The organism is Halomonas profundus, assembly GCF_020865425.1.
Taxonomy (GTDB): Bacteria; Pseudomonadota; Gammaproteobacteria; order Pseudomonadales; family Halomonadaceae; genus Vreelandella; species Vreelandella titanicae.
Genome location: NZ_CP086344.1, coordinates 3,596,763 through 3,619,414 on the forward strand (window position 1 = coordinate 3,596,763; position 22,652 = coordinate 3,619,414).

Below are 22,652 nucleotides of genomic sequence, written 5' to 3' on the forward strand. Positions count from 1 at the left end.
GGCCGACGTTTAAAGCAGTGAGCAATTGCTTGCTGAGCAATGGCAAGTATTGAAAATGAGAATATTTTGGCTTACGGTTCTGGCTGCTTAAACAACCCCAATGAGCACATTCATGACCCAGCCTTCTCATCAGCCACCTCGCTTGACGGGCGAAGCCCTGCACGCGGGCTATGACACTCGGCGTGTACTGGATGGTGTCGACATTTCGATTGAGGAAGGCAAGCTTACGGTGCTTTTGGGGCCGAATGGAAGTGGCAAGTCGACGCTGCTAAAAACTCTTGCCCGCACGCTTACGCCTAGTGGCGGGCATGTGTATTTGGACGGCAAGGATATCCATCGCAGCAAAACGCGGGAGGTCGCCAAGCGCCTGGGAATTCTGCCCCAAGGCCCGGTAGCGCCCGAGGGGCTGAGCGTAAAGCAGTTAGTGGGGATGGGCCGTTTTCCACATCAGGGGTTATGGCAGAAAAATGCTCAGCAAGACGCCGCTGCTATTCGTGAAGCCATGGCTTATACCCACGTGACTGAGTTTGCCGAGCGCAATGTCGATGCGCTCTCCGGCGGCCAGCGCCAGCGCTGCTGGATTGCCATGGTGCTGGCTCAACAAACCGATCTGATTCTGCTTGATGAGCCCACTACTTTTCTGGATCTGAAGGTACAGGTGGATTTGCTGGAACTGCTTTCGCGCCTGGCCCATGAGAAAGGCCGCACCCTGCTACTGGTGCTCCACGATCTAAACCTGGCCGCCGCCTACGCTGATCATTTAGTAATGATGTGCGATGGCCGTATCGTTACCAGCGGCGCACCCAGCAAGGTCTTTACCGCCACCAACCTTAAGCGCGTGTTCGACCTGGATGCCCATGTGATCCACGACCCCGAAAGCGGCAGCCCGATTTGCGTGCCACGGAAACGCAGCCAATCCATTGCGAAAACGGAGACAGTTGTGCAATAACGCTGCGGATCATAAAAGTATAAGCCACCTTACGCAGGAGGAGGCGATAGCTAGTTGACACGTTTTGGCAACGCTAATTCCAGCCCGCCCTCAGTGGCAAAACGCTGATGAATACGACTTCCCAACCCACCCTTTTGCGGCTTTACTAGCGTATTGCGAAGAATATCTTCTTCCATAGAGAGTCCCTGGCTCGCCGCCTGAATGCGGAGCTGCGCTTTGAGGTCACCCTCTAAATTATGCACCGTAATAGTCACCATCATTTAATTACCCCACAAAGAAAAACTGGCAACTCTAGCCTACGGTGCATTCTCCAACAAATACTCAGCCACTGCTTGATAAGCTGGGAGCGAGGAGGGGTCGTTAGCAGCATTGCCTGCCACCGGGTGAGAGGCAAAGCGCACTATTACCATCTCCGCGGTGGGGTCGATATATATCGTTTGCCCATGCACGCCGCGGGCAGCGAAAGCACCATGATCATTATGCAGTGACCACCACATGCCACGGTAGCTGCCGCCGGGTAAAGTGCGGTAGCCTGCAGCGGAAAACGCTTGCCTGTTGCCCCCTTGACGAATGCGCTTTACCGCGGCAGCGGGAAAGAGCCGTTCGCCATTTATAACGCCTTCATTCAGCACCAACTGCCCTACTCTAGACATATCTCTTAGGCCTGCACTTAAGCCACCACCAGCAAAGGGTGTTCCGATGGAGTCAACGGTAAAGTAGCCATCCTGCTCGGCGCCTATACGTTGCCAAATTCGCGACGACAGTAACGACGTCACCGACTCGCCCGTGGTGCGCGCAATTACCCAACCGAGCGCATCGGTATTGATTGTTTTGTAGCCAAACACCTGACCATGCTCACCTTCCGGCTGCACGGTGGCTAAATACTCATAGTAAGTGCGTGGCCCAGAGTAGCCTTCTGGCTTAGGAAGTGGGCTTGCCGCTGCGTTGTACGCCCATATTTCCGCACTGGGGTCGCTGTAATCTTCGCTATAGGCAAGGCCTGTGGTCATTTCTAACAGCTGCTGCACGGTGGCATTGCCAAAAGCGCTATTGGCCAGCTCTGGCAATATATCGCCGACGAGCGCCTCTTCATCCAACGCTCCTTCCGCTACCAGTATTTCCCCCAACAGGCCGGTCATCGACTTAGTCACCGACATTGCCCCATGCTGGCCCGCCTCATCTAAACAGCCTGCATAGTACTCATACACCACTTTCCCCTGATGCAGAATCAGCAAGCCATCGGTGTAATTCTCGTTCAAGGATGCCTGCCAAGACATGGGTTCACTGCCGTCAAGCGGGGTAAACATCACATCATTGATAGCGTCATCCAGCGCGTAGGTAAGCGGCGAAGGTGATCCTAACCCACGGCTTACCTGTTTAGTGGGCAGCAATTCGCGGAAGTGGCACACCGTCCAGCGCATTTTAGGAAAGCTAAAGTAATTGGAGTCAGGTTGGCCAATTACCCGTTCAGAAACAGGCGGAAATCCCTGCATCCAGCCCAACCGGTTAGGGTCTGATTCCTCGGCGCTTAACACGTCACTATTAAATGCCTGCGCGAAGGCTGGTGCTGCCCAACCAACAAATATGGTGGACATCGCAAGCGGTAGAACGCTGATGAATCTACGGGTTAAACGCGGCATGATCAACTCCTAAATTAGGCTGTCCTGCACATAAAGCGGACAGGCAGCGTCCTCAGTATAGATAGAAATGCACGATACCGTACCTAGATATACCTCAAGCCCTTAAGACATAACCCAGATGCGCAAACGCCCGACCTATATGGCCGGGCGCTGTGGTTTGCAATGGGCTTTACCAACTATATTTCACGCTGCCAATCACACTGCGGGATTCACCGTAGTAGCACCAATACTCGCAGCTGGCCACGTACTCTTTATCGGTGAGGTTGTTGACGTTGACCTGGGCCTGCCAACCATCAGCAAACTCATAGCCCACCATGGCATCAACCAGAGTGTAGCTATCCACGGCTGTGTTGTCGGCGACGCTAGTATCAACGGTGCTGCCCACATAGCGCACACCACCACCCAGCGTCACGCCATTTAACGCGCCGCCAGTGAAAGCGTAATCCAACCATGTAGAAGCCTGGTGGCGCGGGATTAACGGCGCACGCTCATCGCCTTCCAGGCGAGCATCGGTGTAGGTGTAGGCCGCGGTGACTTTTAACGCATCGGTAATATAACCAACACCTTCCAGCTCAAAGCCTTGAGAGGTACGCTTGCCCTCTTGTACCTGGAAGCCTGCTGGAGAGGTCACTAGAGTATTGGTCTCTTCCAGATCAAAAACTGCCGCCGTTACATAGCCATCCCAGTCGAACGGCGCCAACTTAGCGCCTATTTCCCACTGACGACCTTCGCGGGGATCATACAGGTCGCCCGCATCATCGACTCTACCCACGGGGTCAAATGACTCAGTGTAGCTAACGTAAGGATTAACGCCGTTTTCACTCAGGTACATCGCGCCACCTGACCAAGACACTTGGTCGTCATCTGAGCGCTGAGTGGTGCCTGCGGTTTGATTACGATTATCCGTTTCCGCTTGGTCGTAGCGTACGCCACCCAGTAGCACCCAACGGTCATCGATACGCAGCTGGTTTTGGGCATACAGGCCGGTCTGCTCTTTATCGATTTCCCGAGTCAGCAGATCTTCTTCCGCAATCGGCGTGAAGTTACCATAGGTTGGGTTAAAAATATCAATCGGCTCGCCGAACGCATAGTTATCCCCTTCCTGGCCGCGCAAGCTCAAGTTTTGATAATCAACCCCCAGCAGCAGCGTATTCTCGGTGCGATCACCGTACCAAGTACCCACCATGCGGTTATCAATCGTCCAGCTATCAATAGAGCCATCGCGATAAACCAATCCACGGGATGCGCGTCGATCATCTACCATGGAAAGTGCATAGGTGCTACGTAGCTCTAAGTCCAGTTCGCTATAGCGCAGATCTTGCTCAAACGACCAGGTGTCGTTAATAGCATGGCGCAGCTCATAACCAAGCCCCCACTGAGTGCGTTTATCCTGGTCGTAACCAGGCTCGCTCAAGTTGGTCTGCGGGTCGATGTGGCCAAAAGGAGTGTTTTCTACAGTGCCATAGGGCAGCTTAAAGCCGTTAACGGGAACGCCGTCATCTTTTTGCACACTGGCTAAAAAGGTAACGGTAGTGTCTTCACTAAGATCAACCGCCAGGCTCGGAGCAAAGTAGTAGCGCTCGTTATCGGTGGCGTTTAAATCGCCGTCACGCTCTTTATATAACCCCACCAAACGATAGCGCACATCGTCTGACTCTCCCAGCGGCCCGCTGGTATCAATGCCGACTTGGCGGTGGTTGCGGTTGCCGAGCTGTAAATTAACCTCCCCTTGAGGAGTCTCAGTCGGACGCTTACTGACCGCATTGATCAAGCCCCCAGGAGGTGCCTCACCGTATAGAATCGATGAAGGCCCTTTAAATACCTCGATACGCTCCAACCCATAAGGCTCGGGTAGCCACTGATAAAACCCTTCGCGGTAGATTCGCAGACCATCTTGGTAAGTCGATTGATCAAAACCGCGCACCTTGAGCCAATCGGTATTGTTATCGCTACCGTAATGGCCCGACAACACGCCCGCACGATAGCGGAACGTTTCATCTAGCTGTTGGACGTTACGGGCTTCCAGTTCTTCACGGTCAACGCTTGAGACCGGACGTGGCGTCTCTACTAGCGGGGTATCGACTTTCAGCGCCGTGGCGGTAACCACCACAGTATCGTTGGAAGTGGTTTCTTCCTGAGCATAGGCAGATGCACAAAAGAGCGCCGCAGTGACGGGGATCAGTGCGGAAATTGAGCGCGCCAAAGGATGACGGGCAAACGGCAGACGAGGCATGATAGAGTCTCAGTTGGAATTAGGAGCAAAGAGGAAGCAGAGAAATAAGAATCATGATAATCGTTGTTATTAGCATTCATGATAGCGCTTTTGAATAGTTGCTTTCAATGGCCTAATGCGGGGATTTTCAACGCTGACTGAGGGCGATACCAACATACGTACTCTGCTCGTTCCCGCTGCCAATTAACTGCTTGTTGGGCTGCCGGAAGTCGAGCGAAATGCCTTTAGGGCTGCCTGCGATACCATTAGAGCTTGGCTTTGGCGAAGTACTGCTACAGCCCACAGAGGCGTTTACCCACATCTACTTTCCCATCGATAGCTTCATGTCACTGATTGTCGTCATCGATACTGCAAGCGGCTGGAAATCGCGATGGCTGCTGATGACTCAGGATCGCGCTGGAACTGATCAGTTGCATCTAAATCGAGGCACTCCTGCGAGTGCTATAACGATGATTGCGCGTTATACGCCAAAATGTTACCGGTGATATAAAGAAAGGAAGCGTAACGCTTGATCAAGCATTTAATAAGCCCCCTTCCTCTGTAACGCCAACGGGCTAGGTAAAGAGGCCATTGGCTGGCCTCTTCATTACGCAGCGTTTTATTAAGCAGCATTAAGCCTGACTACAGAACATTTTTGTAAGCTACTCCCCCTTTCATAATTAGCATGAGCTGCTCATCGGGCTGAGTAAGAACATTAATATCGTCCAAAGGATTGTCTTTAAGCACGATTACGTCTCCCCTTGCGCCTGGGATAATCTCGCCAAAATCACCTGTGTGGCCATAGGCATCGGCAGCGTGGCTAGTCGCTGCCCGAATCAGTTCATCGGTGGGCACAACGTCTTTACGCAAATTAAACTCATTAAGCTGGTGGCGCTGCATCCGGCCCAGCAAATCGGAACCGTATAACATCTTAACGCCGAAACGTTGGGCCATTTCTAATGCCTTACCACCAGCATCCAAGACATCATAAACCTTGCGTTGTAGGTGCTCGGCCATGCCCGCTTCAACGCCCTCCTTCGCTAAGGCATCGTAAGTGCAGAGAGTTGGCGTTAGGTAAGCGTCATACTCAAGGAATAGCCGACAGCTCTCCTCGTCCATAAGGTTGCCATGCTCAATGGTCTTGACGCCTCTGGGGATAAGCCGGTTGATAGCGCGCGCCGTATAGGCATGTGCCATGGTGTGAATATTGGCGGCAGTGGCTTCTTCCACAATGGCGTCAATTTCCTCAAGCGAAAACTGAGTGCTGTCGATACGGTCGGTCGGTGAAGAGACGCCGCCAGACGCCATAATCTTAATCTGGGTGGCCCCCTTTCTGATCTCATCCCGGGCGGCCCGGCGTACTTCACTAACACCGTCACAAACACGACCTAGACCCGCGCAGCAGAAGCAGCCTTCAAAGGTTTGCTGACCTGGGCCACGCATATCGGCATGGCCACCTGTCTGAGAGAGTGCATTCCCTGCGTACATGATGCGCGGGCCGACCAGAGCGCCTTCATCGACAGCCTTGGCGAGCCCGTAATCTGCACCGCCAGCATCGCGCACGGTCGTGAATCCGCGCATCAACATAGCTTCCAGCAGCTCGCTTGATTTGGCACCGACATAGAAAGGCGAAAGCGTCTCAAGCAGAGCAAAATTGGGTGTAATTGCCGTGACGTGTACATGCGAATCAACCAGACCGGGCATCAGGAAGTGGCCTTGAATATCGATGACGTGATCATCACTGCCCTCTAGCGGCGAATCGCTCACATCGACGATACGGCCATCCTGAATACGCACCTGCTGGTTGGCGAGTATCTTTCCGTTGCGCGTGTCGATGACGTTGGCATTAATAAAGCGTGTCGTTGTCATGAGTATTCCTTGTGAGTATTCCTTGTGAGTGTTCTTGTGAGAGTTCTTGTGAGAGTGGCGTTAAAACATCTTTTGCGGAAGGTAAAGCGAAAGCGCTGGAATCAGCACGATTAGCAATAGGGCAACAATATCCATAACGATGAACCAGGCGACGCCCTTAAAGACTTCAGACAGTGTGACGCTATTGCCCAAGGCACCTTTGATGACATACACATTGAGCCCGATAGGCGGAGTGACCAACCCCACTTCAAGCAGCTTTACGACGATGATGCCGAACCAGATCAAGTTGAGGTCTGCGCCTTCCACTAAGGGCAGAATTAACGGCAGAGTGAGGAGCAGTAAGCCTATGGAGTCGATAAACATACCCAGCACAAGATAGATCACTGCCACCGCGAGAATGATCCACCAGGTCTCGGTACTGACGCCGAGGATTATTTCGGAGAAAGCAGCGGGCACGCCACTCATGGCTAGAAAGCGGGTGAAAAACAGCGACCCGATGAGAATAATAAAGATGCTTGCCGTGCTCACCGCCGTGCGAATCAGCGCTTCCCGAATGGCTGAAAAGGTTAGCGTGCGACGTGCCAAGGCAATCAGAGCGGCAATGGAGGTACCCACCGCCCCCGCTTCGGTAGGTGAGAAAACACCCAGAAAAATCCCGCCAAGGACTGAGCCGATCAGCAACGGCAACGGCCAGATATGCTTAAAGGCATCCCACTTCTCGTCCCAGCTAGAGCGTACATCGGTGTTGCCCGCCAGGCTGGGGTTAAGCTTGGTTCGCACCATAATCATGGCGATATAAAGCAGCGCCGAAAGCACACCGGGGATGAATCCCGCCATAAACAGTTGACCCACCGACACCTGGGCATAAACGCCATAGAGCACCAGCAGCACGCTTGGGGGAATCAGCGAGCCAAGTGTTCCAGAGGCGGCGACGGTACCGGTGGCCAGCCCCTTGTCGTAGTTATGCTTGAGCATTTCGGGCACAGCAATACGCGACATCGCCGCCGATGTTGCGACGCTAGAGCCGGAGGCTGCAGCAAAGAAGGCAGAGGCCATAACACTGGAAACAGCCAGACCGCCAGGCAGGCGCGCCAGATAAAGGCGCATGGCATGAAACAGACCTTGGGTCATATTGGTGCTGGTACACAAATAGCCCATAAACAGGAACATAGGTGCCGCGGTCAGTTCCCAGGTGCCTGCAAAGTCGAACGGAGTGGCCGAAATCATCCCCCAGGCCACACGCATGCTGGTCATTTCGCCAATGCCGATAATCGACACTAACCCCAGTGCCACGCCGATTGGTACGCGCAGGGCGATAAGGGCCAAGGCGATGGCAATGCCTGCCACACCTATCTCGATATTACTCATTAGGAAACTCCTACAGGGCTTGGCGTTGTTTCAGCGCCTTAATCATGTTGGCGAGGATGGCCAGGCACATAGCTGCAAAGCCAACCGGTAACGCCCAGCGGCTGGGCCATAAATAGAAGGTAAAATTAGCCATGGCCGTTTCCATTCGAACCGTAGCGCGTACGGCATCTAGATAGCTCTGGTAGCAGAGCATGCCGAAATAGAGGAGCCCAAGGGTGCTGGCAAATAGGTAAAGCGTCAGTTGGGCTACCGGCGGGAGCCTTCCCACCAACACATCCACGCTGATGTGTTCCCGCTGAAGCTCGACATAAGCGAGCGGCAGAAAGACGACGGCGACCATGTAGTAAAAAGACACAAACTCCAAGGTGCCGGTAAACGACTTTCCGAATAAGTAGCGCAGCCCAACATCGAGTGAGACATGCAGTGCCATAAGCACCAGAAAGAGGGCCGCCAGCACCATGGCACTTTTGGCAACCCACTGGCTCAGTGATTCGACGTGTTTGGCCATCATGCGGGCTCACTCCTCTGCGCATCCGGGGCAGAAAAGCCCAGTTCTAACAGGGTCTCTTTCCAGAACAGCAGCATGTCGCGGTAGAGTTCGGGGTCATCTCGCCAGATGCTTTGTGCCCCCATACCCCGCATCATGCACAAAGTGGCATTCAGGGCGACGCGATTCTGATGTGACGTGTGCTTGGCGCTGGCAACCAGTTGCTCCCAAATCTGCTCCAAAGAGTCATTGAAATTGGCTGCCAGCGGCACTAACACTTTCATTATGTCGGGGTCGGTACGCGCGTTAGTGAGGTATTCGAGGGTCACCATATAAAGGTCACCCTTGAAGTGCTCATGCAATGCTTTCAGTAAGTTGTCAAAGTTAAGCTCGCCTGCTTTAACCTTCACGGCCATCTCTCTTACGCTTTCGACTTCGCGACTCAGCAAGTCCTCAAGCGCCGCCTGCATCAATAATGTCTTAGAAGGATAGTGGTGAACTAAAGCGCCACGGGAAACGCCCGCCAGACGTGCGACATCCACAGTTGAAGTGGCACGAATGCCCTTCTCGAGAATGCACTCGATAGTCGCTTGCGTCACCCGAGCCTGGGTTTGGCGTGAGCGTTCTTCTTGATTCTGTCGCTTCGTCATAGCGAACCCTTATTTGGCCTAGGCCGCCTCAATGCGGCGGCCTCAGTGTTGCAGCGTTAATAGATTCCGTAGTCAGCAGGAAGCTTGTTGTAGATCTCTTCCATGGCCAGTTCGGCCAGAGCCTCTTCGTCTTCGCGATCAACCTCGCTGATTAAGGCATCCCACTTTTCGTAGGTCGCGATAAAATCATCAATCAACGCCTCTGGATCTTCAACGCCGTACTCATCGCGGGCCTTATCGTAGACATTGGCCAAGGCCTCATCGCGGAAAGCCTCCACGGAAGCCATCAAATCCTCTTCGGGCTCGTAGATGTTGTTGCCGTGGGAGGCGGCTTCTTCCAGTGCGGCTTCAGAAGCGCCCAGATACTGGACAATCATGCGTGTCATTGCCTTGGCAGTCGCTTCTTTGAAGACATCACGCTCCTCATCGCTGAGGCTAGCCCAAAAACCCGAATTGAAGCCCCACTGAGGGCCAGACCAATACATGCCGGTAGGCAGCAGGGTGGTGTGTTCGGCAACCTCCCACAGTGAGCGGTCAATCAAGTCGTTAGCCGCATTTGAGGCGCAGTCCAACGAGCCACGGTCAAGGCCGCTATACATCTCACTGGAAGGCACATTGACAGGTGTTCCCCCGGCTTGCTCGACCCAGGCAGAAACAGTCGAGCCAGCCGTACGAATACGCTTACCGCGTAGCTCTTCAAGATTGCGGACTGGCTCGCGGCAGAACAGCACATAGGAAGGCGTGTTATAGGCGCCCAGGTAGACAATATCCAGCTCCTCCCACTCGGCTAGCTGAGTGGGATTATTAAGGCTGAAGTCTGTCACCGCCAGTATGCCTATCAGTGGGTCATCATAGTTAAACCCTAACTCCTGAACAGCATTCGCAACCGGCATTTCAGAAGGCGTATAAATAGCCGCATGGTGAGCAACCTGAACCACGTTATCCTGGATACCCTGCAGGTTAGCCCGCGGTGCCAGCAGTACGGTGCCGGTATAAACCTCGGGTTGCAGTTCACCGTTCGAGAGCTCCTTGACCATTTCGGCCCACTCTATGTAACCGTAGCGGGAATGGGGGTGTTGTTGGTCGTAGAACGAATTGGCAATAAAGGATGTTGCGGCATGGGCTGAAGAAGCAACGACAGGTAAAACCAGCGCTCCAACGGCGAGTGTCAGCGTATTACGAGTGAAGTTCATATAGTTTCCCGGGCCGATTTAATCGGCTGTTTTATCTGTTGTATTGTTTCATCTTGTTGACACGTCACCAGCTGTGGCGCGTGTTCATAATTCAATCTAGACTTCAAATAATAAAAAAACAAGCAGGTCTGTTTGTTTTTGATATGGCCTGTTTCACTTAGAACGGTTAAGCAATGAAAATAAAAGAAAATCCTACTCGGCTGGATATCACGGGCACCTGGCGAGGGATTCGCATGATGCTGCCTTTGGCGGTTTTTACCATCGCTTTTGGATTGGCGTTTGGCGTAGCCGCTGTGCACCAGGGGTTGGCTGGTTGGGAGGCGATGCTAATGAGCCTGTTTGTCTTCGCGGCTCCATCGCAATTTGCTGCCCTAGAGATGTGGCATTCGCCTCTGCCACTGCTTGCTCTGGCGGCGGTCACACTCGCGATTCATACCCGGCATATGCTAATGAGTGCGGCGCTCTACCCCTGGCTCAAGGCGTTACCTCAACGCCAGCAATTCGCTATGGTGATACTGCTAACCGACTCCAACTGGGCAATGGCGCTGGGCGAGTATCAGCGCGGTGAGCGAAACCTGGGCATTCTTCTAGGTGGCGGGATCGCGCTATGGGGCGCCTGGGTCGTCGGCACGGCGGTAGGGCTAGCCTTTGGCGGAGGCATTACCCAGCCCGAACGCTTCGGCCTTGATGTGATCATGCTGTGCTTTTTGTTAATGATCGTTGTCGGTGGGAACCCAAGAGCGGCAATGGCCCTACCCTGGCTGGCAGCAGCGGCGAGTGCATTAATGGCGTACTGGTGGCTGCCGCCTTACCTACATGTGATGGTGGGTGCCATTACCGGTGGTGTGGTAGCCGTGCTATTGCCTGGACGCTGGTTCAGGGAAAGCGCCTTATGAGTTCATCATCAGTGTGGCAGTCGTTGATAGCCATCATGCTAATGGTAGTCATTGCTTATGGCTCCAGAGTGCTGGGGCTACTGGTCATGTCGCATGTACCGCTAGGGCCCCGCGTGCGGCAATTCGTCGATGCCATGTCTAGCTCAGTCCTGATTGCCGTTATTACGCCCATCATCGTGCATGGTGACGGCGGCGTTCGGCTCGCAGCCATTGCGGCGGGTACGGTGGCGGTAGTGATGAGGAATCCGTTGGTATCGATTGCGATGGGTATGCTTTGTGCTGCGGGTTGGCGGTGGTGGGTTGGGTAATATTGGGGGACTTGAAAGTTTTAGACGTGCGCAGGGCGTAACTAGAATCAGATATACCGCAGCTCCAGGGACTAATTACTCCCTGCTTTTGAAAAAGGTAAATATAGAAATGGTGGGCCCAGTAGGACTTGAACCTACGACCAAGGGATTATGAGTCCCCTGCTCTAACCAACTGAGCTATAGGCCCGAAAAGCGTACATATCATAGCGAATGTGGCCGAGAGAGGCTAGCCCCTTTGCGCTATCTTGATGTCATTACGGCACTTTATGTGGATTGGGCAGTCTGGTGAGTAGTTCTTTATACGGAGACGCGCTGTGAAAGCATTGATTGCTCTATTCCCCTTATTGTTGGCGCTGCCCGTGCACGCTGATTGGCAGCTTGATCCTGGACAGTCGCGGGTGCAGGCATCGATTACTCAGTTGAACGGCGAAGCACCGCAAACTCATCACCATCAAGTGCGCGATCTGCAGGGTGATATCTCCAGCGATGGCACCCTGCGCTTGCCGTTAAAGCTCAGCCAAACGGATGTGCTGGAACGCTTTGGCGAGCTGCCACCTTGGATAGGTTTGCTGGCGAACACCACCTTGGTGACGCTAGAAGCGCAAATGCCGCCAGAACGCTTGGACGGTTTGGATATTGGCGAATCACTGATGGAGACGCTGACCTTTAGCGTTCAATCAGACATGGTTAACCAACAGGAATCCGTGCCGCTGCGGTTTACCCGCGAAGGCCTAAATGAGATACGCGTCACCCACGCGGAGCCCATGGCGATGGATGGCCGAGCACTGATGGCCAACACCACGGTGCGCACCGTGATGTCGTTACTAGGCTACCAGGAGATTGAAGAGCATGTGCCCGTCACCCTCAATGCGCTCCTGGTTAATAGGTAATAGTTAATCAGTAGTCGTTAAAGGTTACTGAGTGCTTCCACATCCCCCGCCTGGGCTTCGCCGGTTTGTACCCGCCACTGGGCGGCGTAGTGGCCGTTAGCTGCCAATAGGCTGGAATGGGTGCCCCGCTCGGCCACTTGGCCTTTCTCAATCACCACGATCTCATCAGCATGCACAATGGTCGAAAGCCGATGAGCAATCATAATCACCGTGCGGCCATGGGCGATGCGCTTTAGCGATCGCTGAATGGCCGCTTCGGTTTCGTTGTCCACTGCGCTGGTGGCTTCATCCAGCACCAAAATAGGCGGGTCTTTAAGTAGCGCCCGCGCTAAAGAAAGCCGCTGGCGTTGGCCGCCGGAAAGCCGCACGCCCCGCTCCCCTACCGGCGTATCCAATCCTTGGGGCAGCGTTTCGATAAAGCTCCACGCCTCGGCGGTTTTTGCCGCATCGATAATCGCGGCTTCGTCGGCATCGGGCTTGCCGTAAGCGATATTGTCGCGAATGCTGCCTTCAAACAGGTAAACATCCTGGCTGACCAGGCCGATCGACTGGCGTAGCGAGTTCATGCTGACCTCGGTAATCGGCTGGCCATCGATGAGTACCCGCCCGTTTTCCGGGTCGTAAAAGCGCAGCAGCAGCTTGATGAGGGTCGATTTACCCGAGCCGGTCGCGCCTACTAATGCCAGAGTGTTGCCTGCCGGTGCGTGTAAATGAATGTTTTCCACGCCAACACCACTGGTAGCGTAGTGAAAGCTCACATTGTCGATGGTCACTTCACCGCGCACCGGCTGAACGAGCGGGGTGGTGCTATCGTCCTTAACGGTAATCGGCACTTCAAGTAGATCAAGAATCCGTCGCGTGCTGGCCATGGCGCGTTCGAACAGGTCGATCACCTGAGCCAGGCCAGTGAGCGGCCAGAGCAGACGCTGGGTCAGGAATACCAACACACCGTAAGCACCCACATTGAGTGAACCGTTGAGCGCCATCATGCCGCCCACAGTAAAGGTGGCCAGAAAGCCCGCCAAAATCGCCATGCGGATCACAGGAATAAACGCGGAGCTAACCTTGATCGCCCTTCTGTTGGCTTCTACGTAGGCTTCGCTGGCCTCGCGCAGGCGTTCCGCTTCGCGCTCTTCACTGGTAAAGCTTTTAATCGTCGCGATGCCGCTTAGGTTGTTGGATAAACGGCTGGCTAAATCACCCACCTTTTCACGCACGTCGCTGTAGAGCGGCCCGGCTTTGCGCTGGAAGAAGAACGCCCCCCAAATGATCAACGGAATAGGTGTAAACGCCAGCAGCGCAATCAACGGCGAAAGCACAAAGAATACCGCGCCAATCACCACCACCGTCACCACTACCTGAACCATCGCGTTGGCGCCACCGTCCAGAAAGCGCTCAAGCTGATTAACGTCGTCGTTCATGGTGGCCACTAGCTGGCCGGAGCTTCTTGATTCAAAGAACGCCATATCCAGCCGTTGAGCGTGCTCGTAGGTATCTTGGCGCATATCCGCCTGCAAACGTTGGGCTAAGTTACGCCAGAGAATTTGGAACAAGTACTCAAACAGCGATTCCCCCGCCCAGATAACAAACGTCAGCACCGCCAGCATGGTGATCTGCTGTTGGGGCGTCTCGAAGCCGAGGCTGGCCACAAAACTCTGCTCCTGATTGACCACCACATCAATGGCGACACCAATCAGAATCTCTGGGGCAATATCAAACAGCTTGTTGATAATCGAACAGGCGGTGGCGGCAATGATGCGCCGACGATAGCCTTTGGCGTAGCGCAGTAGCCGCAGCAACGCTTGAAAACTGTGTGCAGGAGAGGACACGAGTGTTCCTTACTGAGGTTGTTATAGCTGAAATAGGTTTAGAAGCGATAGAGTAATGAAATCGCCCCGCTATCTCTAGCAGGGCATCAACTTAATGCATCTTTAGCAATGCGGCGAAAGGCTGGAGACTGCCTAGTAAGCAGGTGCCGGGGAGCGGTGCACATTGGCCAGCAAGGGGCTGCCGGTATCAGGGTCGGTGAGTAACGTGCACTCCACTTGATAGAGCGTTCGCACCAGGTCAGGCGTAACCACCGTAGCCGGAGCCCCTGCCGCGATAATCTGACCTTCGCGCATGGCGATGAGATGGTCAGCGTAGCGGCAGGCGCTGGCGAGATCGTGCAGCACCATCACCACGGTACGGCCGTGGTGGGCAAGATGTTTCACCAGCTCGAACACTTCAATCTGGTGGCCAAGATCCAGCGCGGAGGTGGGTTCATCCAGCAGCAGCAGCGGGGTTTGCTGGGCGATGGTCATGGCGATCCAGGCGCGTTGGCGCTGTCCACCGGAAAGCGCATCAATTGGCCTGTCAGCGAGTTGTTCAAGCCCTGCCGCCGCTAGCGCGTGCTGCACCACGCGCTGGTCTTCTGCTGACCACTGGCGCAGCCAGCCTTGGTGGGGCTGGCGACCAAAACGAATCAGTTCGGTCACGGTTAGCCCCTCCGGTGCGACGGCCTCCTGGGGCAGTAGCGCCAGCTGAGTGGCCAATTGGCGCGTGGGCAAGCGCTGAATATCGGCGCCATCGAGCAATACAGCACCGCTATCGGGTTTGTGTAAACGAGCAAGCCCGGCCAACAACGTCGATTTTCCGCAGCCGTTGGGGCCCACAATGGCGGTGACTTTGCCGCTGGGCAGGGTGATATCCAAGCCATCGATCACCTGCCGGGTGCCATAACTCATGCCGAGCGACTGCGTGGCAAGAGATGGCATAGTGGGTGTTGGAGATTGGCTCATGTGAAGCTCCGTTGCGGGCGCATTAATATCCAAAGTAACCAGGGCCCGCCGACCACGGCGGTAACGATACCGACGGGAATCTCGATAGGCGCCAGCAGCGTACGCCCGGCTAGGTCGGCGAGTACCATCACCAACGCCCCCGCCAGGGTTGCCGCCAAAATAGGCACGCTGCGTGAACTGGACAGCGACCGGGCAATCTCGGGGCCAATCAGCCCCACCATGCCCACCGGGCCTGCCACAGCCACCGCCAAACCCGTCAAGGCGACAGACAGCAGCAGCACTTCCAACCGGCGCCGCTTGACGTTCACGCCTAACCCGCTGGCGGTGGCATCCTTGAAACGCAGTAGCGTTAGCGAACGGGCTAATGCCATGGCAGCGGCCAGCCCTAACGCCAACCCGAGCATGAGTAATTGCAGTGCGCCGCTGGGGCGGGCATTGAGCGAACCCACCGTCCATGGGTAAGCGGCATTGGCGGTATCAATGGCAACTCGCGCCAGCATCAATTGCGTTATCGCTCCAAACACTGCGCCCACGCCAATCCCCGCCACGATAAAGCGATAGCCCTGGGTGCCGTTGCCCGCGGCGAGCCCGAAGGTGAGTACCGCTGCGGTGGTTGCCCCGGCTAACGCCATGGCAGGCGGCGCGATGGAAACGCCAAGGCCTACGATGGAGGCCACTGCAAACGCTGTCGCGCCATTATCAATGCCGATAATACCCGGCGTCGCCAAGCGATTGCGGGCCAGGGTTTGCATCAAAATGCCCGCTAACGCGAAGGCCGCCCCGGTACTAGCGGCGGCGGCCAAACGCGGCAAGCGTAGCTCCTGCACTACAAAGCTCGCCATCATATCTGCATTGCCAAACAGCGCCTGCAGCACTGCCATAGGAGCGACCTTAACGCTGCCCAGGCTTAGGTAAATAACGCTGGCAAGCAGTAACGCGCCAAACAGCCCCAGGTTAACGGCTACCGCACGCTGCTCAAACAATAGGCTGTTCGCACCGTTCCCGCTTCGCCAAGCGAATCGCCAGTAACCTTGCGGAGGCGGTACGTTGTTATTGCCGTCCGCGCGGAACTGGTCTTCCGAAGTGAAAGGCGTAGACGAGCTTTTTATCGGCGTGGTTTTCATTAGCGAATTCATAGCATCGGTAGGCGGCGCGCACGTACGACCGCTATTAGTACGGGGGCGCCGCACAGCGCGGTGAGTACGCCCAGCGGTAGTTCCGAAGGAGCGACCACCACCCGAGAGATGATATCGGCAGCGAGGACGATCAGCGGCCCGATGGGCAGACAAAACCATAGCGTGCGACGAATATCAGGCCCGGCAAAGGCCCGTGCGACAAACGGCACCACCAACCCAACAAAGGCAATGGGCCCGGCGATGGCGGTGGCAGCACCCACCAATAGCGCCACGCAGGCGATGACCAACCAACGAATCAGGGTGGGGTGGTGGCCCAAACCAGAGGCAACCCGCTCGCCTAGCGCCAGGGCGGCTAACGGCCGAGCAATCAGCGCAACCATCACTGACGCGACCAGCATACTGGGCAGCACGGCCAGCAGGTCGTCTATGCGGCGGCCTGCCAGGCTGCCAATCACCCAGAAACGAATTTCATCAGCGGCACGCTGGTCGTAAAGCAGTATCAATGAGGTTAAAGATGCCAGCAGACCCGAAAACGCGGCACCAGCGAGCACGAGCCGGATTGGGTCGTTACCCACACCGCGAAAACGCGCCACGCTCAACACGCACACGCAACCCACCAGCGCACCTAACTGCGCGACTGAAATGCGTAAAGTGGCGGCGCTGGCACCCAGCACTAAGGCCAGCGCCACGGAAAACGCCGCCCCCGCGCTAACCCCTAAAAGCCCCGGTTCGGCCAGCGGATTGCGGGCCACCGCTTGTAATAAGGCCCCCGCCACACCCAATGCCATGCCCACCGCAATGCCTATCAAGGTGCGCGGTGCACGCAGTTCCCAGACAATAAAGTGCGCCTCACTGTCCTGAGCACCGCTGAGTAGCGCCAGGACTCTGCCGGGGCCAACGCTACCCGCGCCGATTAATAGACTAACGAGACTCACCGCCACAAGGGCGGTGAGTAGTAGCATCATTAGCGTACGGGGAGCGGCACGCCTAACACTAGGCGTTGCAAAACGTGGAACCGTCACGGCAACAGCGCTGCCTCTATATCGTCAAGAATCGCCTGGGCGGCCAGGGGGCCATTGGCGCTTGTCCATAGCTGGCCATCCACCGGCACTACGTGGTCTTGCTGTACCACGTTTAGGCGCGTAAAGGCGCTGCTTTGCTTGGCTGCGTCCACCGCCGCTTGACCATCTTCGTTGAGCGTTGCCAGGAATAGCCAGTCGCCGTCCACTTGGGAAAGGTTTTCCAGGCTCAGCACATCGCTATGTACGCCGCGCTCGCCGACCAGGCCAGCATCCTGAACCTTCAGGCCCGCTTGGGCTAACAAACCTGCAGAAAAAAGGTTTTCCGACATCACCATGGGGCCACCGGGCATCCAGCGCACCAAGAAGGCGCTACCACCGACACCGGCCTCTTCTACTGCCTTGGCGACCTCGGCGGCACGTTGTTCAACGGCCTCAATCGCTTCTGCAATAGCGGCCTGGCGATTAAGCGCTTCGCCGTAAAGGCGGGCTTCAGCTTTCCAGTTATCCGGCGCCAGCGGCTGGGTCGGTGGCACCACCGTAGGTGCAATACGTGACAGCAGTTGATACTGCTCATCAGAAAGCTGAGCAGGCGCCAAAATTAGATCCGGCTGCTGCGCCAGCACGGCCTCGATATTGATCTCGCGCACCACGCCCATAATCGCCGGCGGGCTCTCACCAAGATGCGCTTCAATGTAGCTTGCCACGTTGTCACCACCGCGCGTCGTCACAGCGCCTAGCGGGTTCACGCCTGCCGCTACGGCAGCGTCCAAAGCGCCTTCGTAGAGTGTTACTACGCGCTCTGGGGTTCCCTCAACGTCTACGTCGCCAAAGGCGGTTTCCAGAGTGCGCGCTTGCGCAGTGCCTGCCACAAAAATACTTAGCAATATGCCGACCATACCTAAACGCCCACTCTTGGCGAGGGTGGCGGCCATTGATGTCGTTTTTACCAACATAAGTTTCTCTCGATACGGTACTTTGACAAGGATAATAACGATTCTCAAAAGCACTTGCACTACTATTCCTGGGAATAGCGTGTTCCATTTCACGCAACCCTGTTTCCGCCCAGGCGTTTCACTTTACGCAACGTAACGTTCCTTGATCATTCCCTCGCGTTTGGGAACTTTTCTTTTTAGACTCTCTAACTCATTTGATAATACGTATCATTAGCTAATAATTATCGTCGCCAAGGGGAATGACATGCCACGCTTTACTCGCTCTGTTCTGGCTAGCGCCGTCACGCTCGCCGTCACTGCTGCAGGCGCCCAGGCCCAGGAAAATACGCAGCTCAATAATATGGTGGTGACAGCGGCTGGCTATGAGCAATCGCTAAATAATGCGCCAGCTAGTATTTCGGTAATCTCTCGCGAGGAACTTGAGCAGAAGCAGTTTTCCAACATCGCGGATGCCATTGCCGATGTGCCAGGTGTTGATGTGCGTTCTGGCACGGGTAAAACAGGTGGCCTCAATATCTCTATTCGGGGCATGCCGAGCGAATACACGCTTATTTTGATCGACGGACGCCGTCAAAATACCTCTGGCAGTGTCACGCCCAATGGTTTCGGTGAAACATCGACAGGCTTTATGCCGCCACTGTCTGCTATTGAGCGTATTGAGGTGATTCGTGGTCCCATGTCGACCCTCTACGGCTCTGACGCTATGGGTGGGGTCATCAATATTATTACCCGCCGTATAGGTGAAGACTGGGCGGGCTCTGTCACGGTTGAGAACAATTTTCAGGAAGATAGCAACGCGGGCAACAGCTCGGCCATTAACCTCTACACGGCAGGCCCGCTGGTAGAAGATACCTTGGGATTACAACTGCGTGGTCGTCTGTTTGATCGCGACAGCTCTGAGCGCATGATTGCAGATAGTTCAGGTCGCGATCCACGCCCAGTGGAGGCGCGTATTTATTCTATCGGTGGGCGCTTGAACCTGTCCCCGGATGAGTCAAATGAATTATGGCTAGATGCCGAACGCTCACGTCAGACCTACTCCAACGACGATAACCGGCTGGGAACTCAAGACGGCACGAACCGCAGCGGCGCTCCCTCCCCCGGTACCTTTAATGGCTATAAAGACGAATTGCGTTTTAACCGCGACCAAATTGCGGTTGGCCATACCGGTCACTACGCACCAGGCACCTGGGAAAGCAGCGTTACCCATAGCACGACGGAATCCTTAGGCCGCACCCTGCCCGCAGGCAGCGCACCTGACTACGGCTATGAAGCTCAGGGCGGCGAAGACCGGATTCTTGAAAACCGTGACATTGTCGTTGACACCAAATTTGTGGCACCAGTTGGCGACCATATAGCCACTATCGGTGGACAGTACGTTGATGCCGAGTTAGAAGATGCCATTGCAGGTAGTGAAAAGTTTCAGCAAAACAGCTGGGCACTGTTTGCTGAGGATGAGTGGCTACTAAATGACGGTTTAGCCCTAACGCTCGGCGGTCGTTATGAGCATCACGATGCGTTTGGTGGGCACTTCAGTCCACGTGGTTACCTAGTATGGAACACAACCCCTGAGTGGACGTTGAAAGGGGGCGTTAGCCGAGGATATAAAACACCTTCGTTAAATGATCTTCATGATGGTATTAACGGTTTTACAGGCCAAGGCACCACGGTCACTATTGGTTCGCCTGATCTTGAGCCGGAAAAAAGTACCAACTACGAAATCGGCGCCATTTACGACAACCAAGATAGCTTTTCAGCCGGGGCAACGCTTTTCTACAACCGCTTTTCTGATCGTATTGCTAGCGCCGCTGACTTACCCAACTGCCAGTTTGTGGACAGCAATGGCGACACCCCCAATGCGGGGCTGGGTAACTGCTTGAGCATAGGCAACTTTACTCAGCAGGAAAGCTTTGGACAACTGACCAATATCGACAAAGCTGAAACCCGCGGCGTTGAGCTAACAGCCAGTTATCAAATCGCACCGGCCTGGCGCGTTAGCGGCGGTTACACCTTCACTGACTCTGAAATCACCTCCGGCGAAAACGAAGGCATGGTGTTAACTAACACGCCTGACCACAAACTAACTGCCGACCTAACCTGGGCGATTAATGAGCGCTGGAGCACTACCCTAGAAGGCGAGTACTACTCTTCTCGCGAGCGTTTTTCCGCTGGCTTGCCTACCTCGGGCGAATCGCTTTCTCTTTATGAGCAGTTGGGTAACAAGCTGAATGGTTACGAGCTGTTTAACTTGCGTAGCTCCTACCGCTTCTCCGACAACGTGCGGTTAACCGGCTCTATTTACAACCTATTTGATAAAGACTTCACCAGCTCCGATACCTTTGAGCATAACGGCGAAACGCTGCGTGCCTACAACTTTACACAGTCAGGTCGTTCTACCGATGGGGTAGCGTTGGATGGGCGCAGCTTCTGGGTATCTGCAACCTATGAGTTTTAATCAGTTCTAACACTTAAGGTTCCACTTTCTGTTTCGATGCTCTCCTTCCGCCCCGGCCATACGCCGGGGCTTTTTTTGTTGACTACCCTGTCCTTTCCTAACAGATCGAGTAGGAAGGGGAGTCGCCTCCCCTGTCCTCTCACACCACCGGGCGTACGGTTCCGTACCACGGCGGTTCATGCAGAACGGTTAAGCCATCTTACCGTATCCAGTACCGAGATCAGTCCCTGGTCATAAAACCATTTCCTCGGCAGGGCCTGGTTCATGTGCGAAGCCCCGGCATTCCACCAGGGACCTCGACCATTACCCACCGATTTCCAAGCACGACGCGCGTCCAGGCCCAGTGTCATAAGTTTGCAACACCGGGTCTTTGGGCGCTTCCATTGCCGCCAGATCAGACCGCGTAAGCGGCGACGTATCCATTGATCCAGCGCTTCCAAGGGGCGTTTCACGTCAACGAGACTGAAGTAGTGGGCCCATCCTCGCAGGATGGGCCTCAGCTCTTCGATTATCCGTTGGATGTTACGCCCCCTACCACGTTTCAGGATCTCACGGACACGCTGCATCATGCGTGTCAGGCTTGTCTTGGCGAGCGTCAGTTTCGACTGCTTGTGCCGAGTGAGGCTGTAGCCCAGGTATCCGCGTCGCCATGGCCGATCCACCGCACTTTTACGGCGATTGACCGTCAGCCGAAGTGAGCTCTCGAGATACTCACTCAAGCTGCCCATGACCCGCTCGCCTGCTCGTCGGCTCCGTACATAGATTTGTATATCGTCGGCGTAGCGGCAGAAGCGGTGGCCTCGGCGTTCCAACGCCTTGTCCATGTCGTCCAGCAGGATGTTCGCCAGTAGCGGGCTGAGGGGCCCGCCTTGGGGTGTCCCCCGCCGCCTCGGCGTGGGCAAGCCATGCTGGAACATACCCGCCTCCAGATAGCGACGGATCAGACGCAGTACACGCTTGTCGTCAACGCGCCGCGCGACCCGTGCCATCAGCAGGTCGTGATTCACTCGGTCGAAGAAGGCTTCCAGGTCAAGATCGACCACCCAGCGGTGACCGGCGGTGACGTGGGCCTTCATGGCCGAGACGGCCTGCTTGGCGCTCCGCTTGGGGCGGTAGCCGTAACTCGACTCGGAGAAGCCCGGGTCGAAGATCGGCATCAGTACCTGGGACAGCGCTTGCTGGATTAGGCGGTCGGTAACCGTGGGAATACCGAGCTGCCGCGTCCCACCCTTGGGCTTAGGGATCGTGGTTGCTCGGATCGGGCTGGGGTGGTACTGATCGGCCAGCAGCCGCTCGCGCAGCGTTGGCCAGTACGTCTTTAGGTGGTCGGCTAGCTGATACACCGTCATGCCATCGACACCCGGTGCGCCTTTGTTGGCAACCACCCGACGGTAAGCTCGCTCCATGTTTTCCGGGTCAACGACCCGTTCCATGAGCGAGGTTGGCTCCGCTTTCGTCCACGATAACGACGCCGGGCTCGTCTCGACGCTCACCGGCTGGGACTCGGAGTACTGCCCCTGCCCCTCTGGGTGAGTGACGGTATTAGCGTCAGCTTCTGTCTTCATGATCGATCCTCGAGACGTTATCGCCTACTCGCGGTTCTTCATGTTCGGCCCTTGGTGCCGCGGTGAACCGGCACTTACTATGGCCTCGGCTGGCGTCTGGTGGTCCCTCCCGTCGCCTCTCGACGCCGGTAGCACCGTGGCAGATCACCAGACCTCCCAGGGTAAGACGCGCGACCTTCCCGCTTATGCCTGTCGGATCTACGTCATGGCGTTCCGTGCAAGTACTGGGCTTTGATGATTGTGGCCATCTCACCCCGCCATGACGCCTCGTATCCGCTT

Annotated in this window: 21 protein-coding genes and 1 tRNA gene; 7 read left to right on the top strand and 15 right to left on the bottom strand. The window is 55.5% G+C overall.

The window, feature by feature from the left end; all coding sequences use genetic code 11:
* Window positions 1-112: 112 nt before the first annotated feature.
* A complete protein-coding gene (locus tag LMS44_RS16435; protein ID WP_498945734.1) occupies window positions 113-949 on the top strand; it encodes an ABC transporter ATP-binding protein in 837 nt (278 codons plus the stop codon).
* Window positions 950-999: 50 nt separating this feature from the next.
* Here the strand turns inward: LMS44_RS16435 and LMS44_RS16440 are convergent, their stop codons facing one another.
* The 3 genes from LMS44_RS16440 to LMS44_RS16450 all read right to left on the bottom strand — a co-directional run bounded on the left by LMS44_RS16440 (window position 1,000) and on the right by LMS44_RS16450 (window position 4,822).
* Window positions 1,000-1,209, bottom strand: coding sequence for a FitA-like ribbon-helix-helix domain-containing protein (locus tag LMS44_RS16440; RefSeq protein WP_278369873.1), 210 nt, complete (start codon window positions 1,207-1,209; stop codon window positions 1,000-1,002).
* Between the two features lie 36 nt (window positions 1,210-1,245).
* Entirely contained in the window at window positions 1,246-2,589 is a 1,344-nt protein-coding gene (locus LMS44_RS16445; RefSeq protein WP_498945736.1) for a serine hydrolase domain-containing protein, read from the bottom strand.
* Between the two features lie 169 nt (window positions 2,590-2,758).
* On the bottom strand, window positions 2,759-4,822 hold the full coding sequence (locus LMS44_RS16450; protein WP_498945738.1) for a TonB-dependent siderophore receptor: 2,064 nt from the start codon (window positions 4,820-4,822) through the stop codon (window positions 2,759-2,761).
* Between the two features lie 218 nt (window positions 4,823-5,040).
* Here LMS44_RS16450 and LMS44_RS16455 point away from each other — a divergent pair, with 218 nt between their 5' ends.
* The gene (locus LMS44_RS16455) at window positions 5,041-5,307 is read left to right on the top strand and encodes a hypothetical protein (protein ID WP_236557335.1); all 267 of its coding nucleotides are present in this window, start codon (window positions 5,041-5,043) and stop codon (window positions 5,305-5,307) included.
* Window positions 5,308-5,443: 136 nt separating this feature from the next.
* Here the strand turns inward: LMS44_RS16455 and LMS44_RS16460 are convergent, their stop codons facing one another.
* The 5 genes from LMS44_RS16460 to LMS44_RS16480 are packed head-to-tail and all read right to left on the bottom strand — an operon-like array spanning window position 5,444 to window position 10,368.
* Window positions 5,444-6,670, bottom strand: a complete 1,227-nt coding sequence (locus LMS44_RS16460; protein WP_476488430.1) for a metal-dependent hydrolase family protein — start codon at window positions 6,668-6,670, stop codon at window positions 5,444-5,446.
* Between the two features lie 60 nt (window positions 6,671-6,730).
* Window positions 6,731-8,038 (bottom strand): TRAP transporter large permease, encoded by a 1,308-nt coding sequence (locus LMS44_RS16465; protein WP_022522415.1) that lies wholly within the window; start codon window positions 8,036-8,038, stop codon window positions 6,731-6,733.
* 10 nt (window positions 8,039-8,048) lie between these two features.
* Window positions 8,049-8,549 carry a TRAP transporter small permease gene (locus tag LMS44_RS16470; protein ID WP_498945741.1) on the bottom strand — a complete coding sequence of 167 codons (501 nt, stop codon included), beginning with the start codon at window positions 8,547-8,549 and terminating at the stop codon, window positions 8,049-8,051.
* Window positions 8,546-9,175 (bottom strand): TetR/AcrR family transcriptional regulator, encoded by a 630-nt coding sequence (locus LMS44_RS16475; protein WP_022522413.1) that lies wholly within the window; start codon window positions 9,173-9,175, stop codon window positions 8,546-8,548. The genes LMS44_RS16470 and LMS44_RS16475 overlap by 4 nt, the downstream gene beginning before the upstream one ends.
* 56 nt (window positions 9,176-9,231) lie before the next feature.
* On the bottom strand, window positions 9,232-10,368 hold the full coding sequence (locus tag LMS44_RS16480) for a C4-dicarboxylate TRAP transporter substrate-binding protein (protein WP_035584972.1): 1,137 nt from the start codon (window positions 10,366-10,368) through the stop codon (window positions 9,232-9,234).
* 173 nt (window positions 10,369-10,541) lie between these two features.
* On the opposite strand from LMS44_RS16480, the gene LMS44_RS16485 reads away from it, so the two are divergent.
* Both LMS44_RS16485 and LMS44_RS16490 read left to right on the top strand, forming a co-directional pair.
* On the top strand, window positions 10,542-11,264 hold the full coding sequence (locus tag LMS44_RS16485; protein WP_476488431.1) for an AzlC family ABC transporter permease: 723 nt from the start codon (window positions 10,542-10,544) through the stop codon (window positions 11,262-11,264).
* The gene (locus tag LMS44_RS16490; RefSeq protein ID WP_476488432.1) at window positions 11,261-11,572 is read left to right on the top strand and encodes an AzlD family protein; all 312 of its coding nucleotides are present in this window, start codon (window positions 11,261-11,263) and stop codon (window positions 11,570-11,572) included. Before LMS44_RS16485 ends, LMS44_RS16490 begins: the two co-directional genes overlap by 4 nt.
* 110 nt (window positions 11,573-11,682) lie before the next feature.
* Here the strand turns inward: LMS44_RS16490 and LMS44_RS16495 are convergent.
* Window positions 11,683-11,759, bottom strand: a tRNA-Ile gene (locus LMS44_RS16495).
* A 127-nt stretch (window positions 11,760-11,886) separates the two neighbouring features.
* Between LMS44_RS16495 and LMS44_RS16500 the strand changes: the two genes are divergently transcribed.
* Window positions 11,887-12,462 carry a hypothetical protein gene (locus LMS44_RS16500; RefSeq protein WP_498945744.1) on the top strand — a complete coding sequence of 192 codons (576 nt, stop codon included), beginning with the start codon at window positions 11,887-11,889 and terminating at the stop codon, window positions 12,460-12,462.
* Between the two features lie 17 nt (window positions 12,463-12,479).
* Here LMS44_RS16500 and LMS44_RS16505 read toward each other — a convergent pair whose 3' ends face one another.
* The 5 genes from LMS44_RS16505 to LMS44_RS16525 form a co-directional block, all read right to left on the bottom strand.
* Window positions 12,480-14,291: an ABC transporter ATP-binding protein gene (locus LMS44_RS16505; RefSeq protein ID WP_022522408.1), complete on the bottom strand. Its 1,812-nt coding sequence runs from the start codon at window positions 14,289-14,291 to the stop codon at window positions 12,480-12,482.
* Window positions 14,292-14,423: 132 nt separating this feature from the next.
* A complete protein-coding gene (locus tag LMS44_RS16510; protein ID WP_089691369.1) occupies window positions 14,424-15,242 on the bottom strand; it encodes an ABC transporter ATP-binding protein in 819 nt (272 codons plus the stop codon).
* Window positions 15,239-16,366 carry a FecCD family ABC transporter permease gene (locus tag LMS44_RS16515; protein WP_498945747.1) on the bottom strand — a complete coding sequence of 376 codons (1,128 nt, stop codon included), beginning with the start codon at window positions 16,364-16,366 and terminating at the stop codon, window positions 15,239-15,241. Before LMS44_RS16515 ends, LMS44_RS16510 begins: the two co-directional genes overlap by 4 nt.
* Before the next feature lie 8 nt (window positions 16,367-16,374).
* Window positions 16,375-17,343 carry a FecCD family ABC transporter permease gene (locus LMS44_RS16520; protein ID WP_498947302.1) on the bottom strand — a complete coding sequence of 323 codons (969 nt, stop codon included), beginning with the start codon at window positions 17,341-17,343 and terminating at the stop codon, window positions 16,375-16,377.
* Between the two features lie 53 nt (window positions 17,344-17,396).
* Complete coding sequence (locus tag LMS44_RS16525) at window positions 17,397-18,353, bottom strand: ABC transporter substrate-binding protein (protein ID WP_498945748.1); 957 nt, start codon at window positions 18,351-18,353, stop codon at window positions 17,397-17,399.
* A 244-nt stretch (window positions 18,354-18,597) separates the two neighbouring features.
* Between LMS44_RS16525 and LMS44_RS16530 the strand changes: the two genes are divergently transcribed.
* Complete coding sequence (locus LMS44_RS16530) at window positions 18,598-20,808, top strand: TonB-dependent receptor (protein ID WP_498945750.1); 2,211 nt, start codon at window positions 18,598-18,600, stop codon at window positions 20,806-20,808.
* A 176-nt stretch (window positions 20,809-20,984) separates the two neighbouring features.
* Here the strand turns inward: LMS44_RS16530 and ltrA are convergent, their stop codons facing one another.
* On the bottom strand, window positions 20,985-22,373 hold the full coding sequence (gene ltrA, locus LMS44_RS16535) for a group II intron reverse transcriptase/maturase (RefSeq protein ID WP_498945752.1): 1,389 nt from the start codon (window positions 22,371-22,373) through the stop codon (window positions 20,985-20,987).
* Here ltrA and LMS44_RS16540 point away from each other — a divergent pair.
* Window positions 22,372-22,608, top strand: a complete 237-nt coding sequence (locus LMS44_RS16540) for a hypothetical protein (protein ID WP_498945754.1) — start codon at window positions 22,372-22,374, stop codon at window positions 22,606-22,608. The two genes, ltrA and LMS44_RS16540, sit on opposite strands and share 2 nt — an antisense overlap.
* The last annotated feature ends 44 nt before the right edge of the window (window positions 22,609-22,652 follow it).

Excerpts from the sequence above, each read along its gene's own strand:
- LMS44_RS16435 (WP_498945734.1), top strand. The coding sequence starts at position 113 with ATGACCCAGCCTTCTCATCAGCCACCTCGCTTGACGGGCGAAGCCCTG.
- LMS44_RS16440 (WP_278369873.1), bottom strand. The coding sequence starts at position 1,209 with ATGATGGTGACTATTACGGTGCATAATTTAGAGGGTGACCTCAAAGCG.
- LMS44_RS16445 (WP_498945736.1), bottom strand. The coding sequence starts at position 2,589 with ATGCCGCGTTTAACCCGTAGATTCATCAGCGTTCTACCGCTTGCGATG.
- LMS44_RS16450 (WP_498945738.1), bottom strand. The coding sequence starts at position 4,822 with ATGCCTCGTCTGCCGTTTGCCCGTCATCCTTTGGCGCGCTCAATTTCC.
- LMS44_RS16455 (WP_236557335.1), top strand. The coding sequence starts at position 5,041 with ATGCCTTTAGGGCTGCCTGCGATACCATTAGAGCTTGGCTTTGGCGAA.
- LMS44_RS16460 (WP_476488430.1), bottom strand. The coding sequence starts at position 6,670 with ATGACAACGACACGCTTTATTAATGCCAACGTCATCGACACGCGCAAC.
- LMS44_RS16465 (WP_022522415.1), bottom strand. The coding sequence starts at position 8,038 with ATGAGTAATATCGAGATAGGTGTGGCAGGCATTGCCATCGCCTTGGCC.
- LMS44_RS16470 (WP_498945741.1), bottom strand. The coding sequence starts at position 8,549 with ATGATGGCCAAACACGTCGAATCACTGAGCCAGTGGGTTGCCAAAAGT.
- LMS44_RS16475 (WP_022522413.1), bottom strand. The coding sequence starts at position 9,175 with ATGACGAAGCGACAGAATCAAGAAGAACGCTCACGCCAAACCCAGGCT.
- LMS44_RS16480 (WP_035584972.1), bottom strand. The coding sequence starts at position 10,368 with ATGAACTTCACTCGTAATACGCTGACACTCGCCGTTGGAGCGCTGGTT.
- LMS44_RS16485 (WP_476488431.1), top strand. The coding sequence starts at position 10,542 with ATGAAAATAAAAGAAAATCCTACTCGGCTGGATATCACGGGCACCTGG.
- LMS44_RS16490 (WP_476488432.1), top strand. The coding sequence starts at position 11,261 with ATGAGTTCATCATCAGTGTGGCAGTCGTTGATAGCCATCATGCTAATG.
- LMS44_RS16510 (WP_089691369.1), bottom strand. The coding sequence starts at position 15,242 with ATGAGCCAATCTCCAACACCCACTATGCCATCTCTTGCCACGCAGTCG.
- LMS44_RS16515 (WP_498945747.1), bottom strand. The coding sequence starts at position 16,366 with ATGAAAACCACGCCGATAAAAAGCTCGTCTACGCCTTTCACTTCGGAA.
- LMS44_RS16520 (WP_498947302.1), bottom strand. The coding sequence starts at position 17,343 with ATGATGCTACTACTCACCGCCCTTGTGGCGGTGAGTCTCGTTAGTCTA.
- LMS44_RS16525 (WP_498945748.1), bottom strand. The coding sequence starts at position 18,353 with ATGTTGGTAAAAACGACATCAATGGCCGCCACCCTCGCCAAGAGTGGG.
- LMS44_RS16530 (WP_498945750.1), top strand. The coding sequence starts at position 18,598 with ATGCCACGCTTTACTCGCTCTGTTCTGGCTAGCGCCGTCACGCTCGCC.
- LMS44_RS16540 (WP_498945754.1), top strand. The coding sequence starts at position 22,372 with ATGATCGATCCTCGAGACGTTATCGCCTACTCGCGGTTCTTCATGTTC.
- ltrA (WP_498945752.1), bottom strand. The coding sequence starts at position 22,373 with ATGAAGACAGAAGCTGACGCTAATACCGTCACTCACCCAGAGGGGCAG.